6 protein-coding genes and 1 pseudogene are annotated in these 4,037 nt (G+C 60.6%); all 7 read right to left on the bottom strand.

Annotated features, from left to right (window positions below; translation table 11 throughout):
* Window positions 1-199: pseudogene (locus Q0562_RS08450) on the bottom strand (sel1 repeat family protein); the annotation flags it as partial.
* A gap of 172 nt (window positions 200-371) precedes the next feature.
* The gene (locus tag Q0562_RS08455) at window positions 372-557 is read right to left on the bottom strand and encodes a type II toxin-antitoxin system YafQ family toxin (RefSeq protein ID WP_366144744.1); all 186 of its coding nucleotides are present in this window, start codon (window positions 555-557) and stop codon (window positions 372-374) included.
* Window positions 558-668: 111 nt separating this feature from the next.
* Window positions 669-911 (bottom strand): type II toxin-antitoxin system RelB/DinJ family antitoxin, encoded by a 243-nt coding sequence (locus tag Q0562_RS08460; RefSeq protein WP_298643460.1) that lies wholly within the window; start codon window positions 909-911, stop codon window positions 669-671.
* Window positions 912-1,001: 90 nt separating this feature from the next.
* Window positions 1,002-1,391 (bottom strand): cytochrome c-type biogenesis protein, encoded by a 390-nt coding sequence (locus Q0562_RS08465; RefSeq protein WP_298643462.1) that lies wholly within the window; start codon window positions 1,389-1,391, stop codon window positions 1,002-1,004.
* Window positions 1,388-2,599, bottom strand: coding sequence for an SEL1-like repeat protein (locus Q0562_RS08470; RefSeq protein WP_298643463.1), 1,212 nt, complete (start codon window positions 2,597-2,599; stop codon window positions 1,388-1,390). Before Q0562_RS08470 ends, Q0562_RS08465 begins: the two co-directional genes overlap by 4 nt.
* Before the next feature lie 14 nt (window positions 2,600-2,613).
* Window positions 2,614-3,588 carry an SEL1-like repeat protein gene (locus Q0562_RS08475; protein WP_298643465.1) on the bottom strand — a complete coding sequence of 325 codons (975 nt, stop codon included), beginning with the start codon at window positions 3,586-3,588 and terminating at the stop codon, window positions 2,614-2,616.
* Window positions 3,589-3,618: 30 nt separating this feature from the next.
* Window positions 3,619-4,035 (bottom strand): cytochrome c-type biogenesis protein, encoded by a 417-nt coding sequence (locus tag Q0562_RS08480; protein ID WP_298643466.1) that lies wholly within the window; start codon window positions 4,033-4,035, stop codon window positions 3,619-3,621.
* Between the last annotated feature and the right edge of the window lie 2 nt (window positions 4,036-4,037).

A 4,037-nucleotide genomic window follows, 5' to 3' on the forward strand; every position in this document is an offset into this window, starting at 1 on the left:
CGAATTGCGCGGCGGCATCGCCTGCTGCGGCGCGTTGTTGCAGGTCGGCGAGGGCGCTGTCTGCTGCGGCTTGTGCGGCATCGGTGTGTTTTTGCCACTGCCTGAAATCGGCGGTTTGCTTGCCGGTTGCGTCGTCTGCGGCCAGGGCATAAGCGGCAGTCGTGGCAAGAAGGAGGGCAAGGCAGAGGGTTTTGTGCATGGTAGGTTTCCTGGTGGGGTTGGTCAGGGTTTTTCCGCTTCGGCAATCCACTGCCGCAATTCGCGTTTTTCGGCGTCGCTCAGGCGGTGGGCGGCTTAGGGTCTGTTGACACCTCAACGTTGCGGCGGCTTTTCGGCCAAAATCCGCTGCGCAAGTCGAATGTCAACGGCCCCTAGAAAAGTTCCGCATGGCTGCCCAAGCGCGCCAGTTGGACGTAATCGTCGCCGATGGCGTAGATAAGGACCGGGCCAGGCTTGATATGGCAATCCCCGAAGCCCTGCTGGTTGCCGCCGGGGGCATGGTCGCGGTATTTGGCGGGCAGGTTTTTTGGGTGCGTCAGGCAATGGATGACTTCGATTCAGTCAGCGCTCAAGAGGAATGGCAAATGTTTTTTTGGCATCCCTCTTGAACCGGCCGGTGGGCATGAGTGCCGGGTTATTCAACGTGTTGCCTGCCGCGATGTCTTGCATCATTTCTTCCAGACTGCTGTACCGCTTGGCGGTATCTCGCTGCGCGATGCTTTTTCCGTCTCGCTGTTGGGGCGGTAATTCGCGGCCCAATCGAAACTGAGCGGCAGCACGCCGGTTTTGATGGTCTGGTTGGCGAAGAGTTTGAATGCTTGCGGAATGGTCAGGCCATATTGCGCCAAGACCCGGCGCAGTTGTTCTCTGGTTTCGGTGTCCATGCGCATGTTGAAGTTGCTCGTTGTCATAGGGTTCTCCGGATGAGGGCTGAAAGGTATGGGGTTGGTCAGAGTTTTTCCGCTTCGGCAATCCACTGCCGCAATTCGCTTTTTTCGGCGTCATTCAGGCGGTGGGCGGCGGCGCGCGCGCCACCACCAGGCGGCAGCGGCAAGCATTGCCGCAAACGGCGCGAGCCACAGGGCGAGGGTTTGGCTTTTCAGCGGCGGGTCGTAGGTGACGAAGTCGCCGTAGCGCGCCTGCAGCCAGGCGGCGATTTCGCTATCGCTGCGGCCTTCCTGGATTTGCCGCGCGATTTGTTCGCGCAGCTGGCGGGCAAGCGGGGCGTTCGATTCGGCGATGTCGCTGTTCTGGCAGGTGGGGCAGCGGTTTTTTTTGATGAGCGCTTGGTAGCGGGCGTTGTCGCCCGGCTGGGTAAACTCCGGCGCGTCGCTCAGGGCGGCATGAAGCGGCAGGGCGCAGGCGAGGAGGGCAAGGCAGAGGGCTCTCACGGCTGTTTTCCGGTTTTTTGGGAGATTTTTTGCAGCGTCTGTTTGGCCTTCTCTTTACCTTGGGCAGCGGCTTTTTCGTACCACGCACGCGCTTTGTTGATGTCTTGCGGGACACCATCACCGTTCAAGTAGAGGACCCCGAGATTGTATTGGGCATCGGCATCGCCCTGAGCAGCGGCTTTTTCCCACCACTGGCGCGCTTGACCGTAATCCCGTGCGACACCTTGGCCTTCGGCGTAGAGGACACCAAGGTTGTACTGCGCTGCTGCATCGCCCTGCGCGGCTGATTTTTCGAACCATGCGCGAGCTTTGTCATAATCCTGCGCTACACCCTGACCTTTGTAATAGAAGGCGCCGAGGTTGTATTGAGCTTTGCTATCACCTTGGGCGGCAGCCTGTTCCCACCACATACGGGCTTTACCGTAATCTTGCGGGACGCTCCGCCCTGCCGAGTAGATAGCGCCAAGATTGTATTGAGCATCCGCGTAGCCCTGTAAGGCCGCTTTCTCCCACCATTTGCGTGCCTGGATGTAGTCCGGCGGTGTGCCTAAACCATAGGCGTAGAGGTTGGCGAGGTGGTATTGCGCTTGAGCGCTCCCCTGTACAGCCGCTTTTTCATACCATGTGCGGGCTTTTTCGTAATCCTGCACCACGCCTTGTCCTTTGGCATAGGAAACGCCGAGATTGTATTGGGAATCGGCGTATCCCAATGCAGCAGCTTTTTCGTACCAGGCAATAGCTTGAGCGTAATCTTGCGGCACACCTTGTCCCCTGCTATAAAGAACCCCCAAGTTGTGTTGCGCTTGGGCAACATCCTGCACGGCAGCTTTTTCAAACCATTCACGCGCTTTGGTGTAATTCTGTTGCACACCTTGCCCTTCGGCGTAGAGGACGCCGAGATTGTATTGGGCTGTGCCGAAGCCCTGCGCGGCGGTTTTTTCCCACCATACGCGCGCTTGGGCGTAGTTCTGCGTGACGCCTTGACCGTAGTAGTAGAGAACACCCAGTTCAAATTGGGCGGTAGCGTCGCCTGCCGCTGCGCGCTTTTTCAGGTCGGCGAGGGCGCTGTCCGCTGCGGCCTGTTCGGCATCGGCACGTTTTTGCCCCTGCCTGAAATCGGCGGTTTGCTTGCTGGTCGCGTCTTCTGCGGCCAGGGCATGGGCGGCGCTTGCGACGAGAAGGAGGGCAATGCAGAGGGTGGTTTTCATGGTCTGTTTCCGCTTTATTGGGAGATTTTTTGCAAGGCCAGCTGTGCGGCCTGCTGCGCTTCTTTGTCGTCTGTTTGGGCGGCAGCTTTTTCCCACCACACGCGTGCTTGGGCGTTATTTTTTGGCACGCCTTTGCCGTTGTCGTAGAGGACGCCGAGGGCGTATTGGGCTTTGGCATCGCCTTGGGCGGCAGCCTTTTCCCACCACTCACGCGCTTGGCCGTAGTCTTGCGCTACGCCCTGGCCTTTGCTGTAGAGGACGCCGAGAGTGTATTGGGCTTTGGCATCGCCTTGGGCGGCAGCCTTTTCCCACCACACACGCGCTTGGCCGTAGTCTTGCGCTACGCCTTGGCCTTTGCCGTAGAGGAGACCGAGGTTGAATTGGGCTTTGGCATGACCTTGGGTGGCGGCTTTTTCCCACCACGCGCGCGCCTGGGCGTGGTCTTGCGCTACGCCCAAGCCTTTGCCGTAGAGGAGGCCGAGGTCGTATTGGGCATCGGCATGACCTTGGGCAGCGGCTTTTTCCCACCACGCGCGTGCTTGGGCGTAGTCCTGCGGCACGCCCAGGCCTTTGCCGTAGAGGAGGCCGTGGGCATAGGTATGACCTTGGGCGGCGGCCTTTTCGTACCACACGCGTGCTTGCGCGTAGTCCTGCACCACGCCCCGGCCTTCGTCGTAGAGGATGCCGAGGAAGTATTGGGCATCGGCATGACCTTGGGCGGCGGCTTTTTCCCACCACGCGCGCGCCTGGCCGTAATCCTGCGCGACACCTTGACCGGAGTAGTAGAGAACACCGAATTCGAATTGCGCGGTGGCGTCGCCTGCCGCTGCGCGTTGTTGCAGGTCGGCGAGTGCTTGGGTTTCCTCGCTGTCGGCGGACTTTGCCTGCGGGGTGCAGTCGGTGTCTGTGTTGCGGGTTGTGTCGTCTGCGGCTAGGGCATGGGCGGCACTTACGGCGAGGAGGAGGGCAAGGCAGAGGGGCTTGTGCATGGGGTTCTCCCGGGGTGGCTTGGGCGTGGGTTAGTTTTTTTCTGTTTCAGCGACCCACTGCTGCAATTCGCGTTTTTCAGCGTCGCTCAAGCGGTGGGCGGCGGGAGGGCGGCGGCGCGCGCGCCACCACCAGGCGGCAGCGGCGAGCATTGCCGCAAATGGCGCGATCCACAGGGCGAGGGTTTGGCTTTTCAGCGGCGGATCGTAGTGGATGAAGTCGCCGTAGCGTTCTTGTAGCCAGCGGTTGATGTCGCTGTCGCTTTCACCGTCGCGGATGCGGGCGGCGATTTGTTCGCGCAGTTGGCGGGCGAGCGGCGCGTTGGATTCGGCGATGTTGCTGTTTTGGCAGGTGGGGCAGCGGGTTTTTTTGATGAGCGCTTGGTAGCGGGTGTTGTCGCCCGGCTGGGTAAACTCCGGCGCGTCGCTCAGGGCGGCGTGGAGCGGCAGGG

Source organism: uncultured Cardiobacterium sp. (genome assembly GCF_938028825.1).
GTDB lineage: Bacteria > Pseudomonadota > Gammaproteobacteria > Cardiobacteriales > Cardiobacteriaceae > Cardiobacterium.